Genomic DNA, 1426 nt, shown 5'->3' with positions numbered 1-1426 from the left:
TTTTGATCTTAGTAGCAAAAAAGAGAATAAGGTATTAAAATGACCCTGTTCCCTTTTTTTTCCTTTTAATAATTTCCTAATTTACGCTCACTTTTTCTCTTCTCTTTCTTAACTACTTCTTTCACCAAAGCGACATTTCCAAACGATGGTTTTTCCTTTTCTAACGGGATGGGCACCTTTTGCCTTCCCTTTGACCTTTTCATCTTCCTGTTTAGTTCATTCAACATTTTTTTGCCTGGTAAAAATAAATAGGTTCGTAATATGCGGAAGAACACCCAAGGTGTTTTCTTCGACTTAGTTTGAAGTTTTACAATAAGAGAAACTCCAAATGCGATAAGCGCTAAGAACATTTGATTCCAGATTCCTCGCGGTTTTGTACTCCAGATTTTGGTGAATTTCAAATGACCTTTTATCCACTTGAAGAATAATTCAATCAACCAGCGATTTTTATAGATTTCTAAAATCTGTTGATCCGTTAAATCAAATCGAGTGGTAAGAATACGATAGATTCGGTCTTTTTCATCCACAAACTCAATGTATCGAACTGGGACATTTGATATTCCGTAAAGAACTTTTGCATCTCTCTTAATGGAAGGTAGTGACGGCTCATATTCTTCTTGAGAATATAGGACCAAGTTTTTGGTGATACGAACAACAAACGAAATATTCTTTTCCTGCCAAGCCATCAAGTTCTTCCTCGATGGATATCCTCTATCCATTACGTACGTCGCATCGTCCTCTTCGATTAAAAAATCAGAGCTTTCAAAGTCACTTACAGTGCCTGTAGAAGGGACGATTTTATCCGGAAAGACGACGTCTTTTGAGACCACAACGAGTCGAGTATGCATTTTAACGGCATTATGGCCTTTTGAGATAAAAGCCCAATCGCAAAGGTTTTCTGGTAACCGAATTTCGGTGGAGTCCACAATATTTAAAGGGCCAATTTCTTTGGAAATCCCATCAAATCCCTGTGTCAACTGCCGTATTTGGCTTACTATTTTCACAAACATTTTTTGAATCATTTCTGTAGGGAAATCGTTGATTCTCCGGCACAACTGAGATCCACTAATGCTTTCAATTTCAAGTTCTTTCTGTAACTTAGGATATGCCCGTAATTTCTCTTCAATGTGACTGTAGGATGACCATTGATCTAGTTGAGCAGCTACAAAAATTTTCATTAAAGCTTTGGTAGATAGTTTCTTTCCATAATCAATCAATGGGCAATCAAATTCCTCTGTTGGAAGAAGGGATAAGCATTGACACAATAACATTTCTTGCCCTATACTCTTATTATTCAAGGTTAAAACTCCTTTGTAGAAGACTTGTTTGTTTAGGGAACATAACAAGGTCTATACCTTCTACAATAGGAGTTTTTTTATGTCTAGTAAATACTTTTTATTACATTTTTGTATTATTTTTCAATTAG

Annotated in this window: 1 protein-coding gene; it reads right to left on the bottom strand. The window is 35.8% G+C overall.

Annotated features, from left to right (window positions below):
• Positions 1-65 precede the first annotated feature (65 nt).
• Positions 66-1298, bottom strand: coding sequence for an IS4 family transposase (locus BDR01S_RS24530; RefSeq protein ID WP_066248410.1), 1233 nt, complete (start codon positions 1296-1298; stop codon positions 66-68).
• Positions 1299-1426 lie beyond the last annotated feature (128 nt).

The organism is Neobacillus drentensis NBRC 102427 (assembly GCF_001591445.1).
GTDB lineage: Bacteria > Bacillota > Bacilli > Bacillales > Cytobacillaceae > Neobacillus > Neobacillus drentensis.
This window is presented reverse-complemented; position numbering and strand designations above follow the sequence as displayed.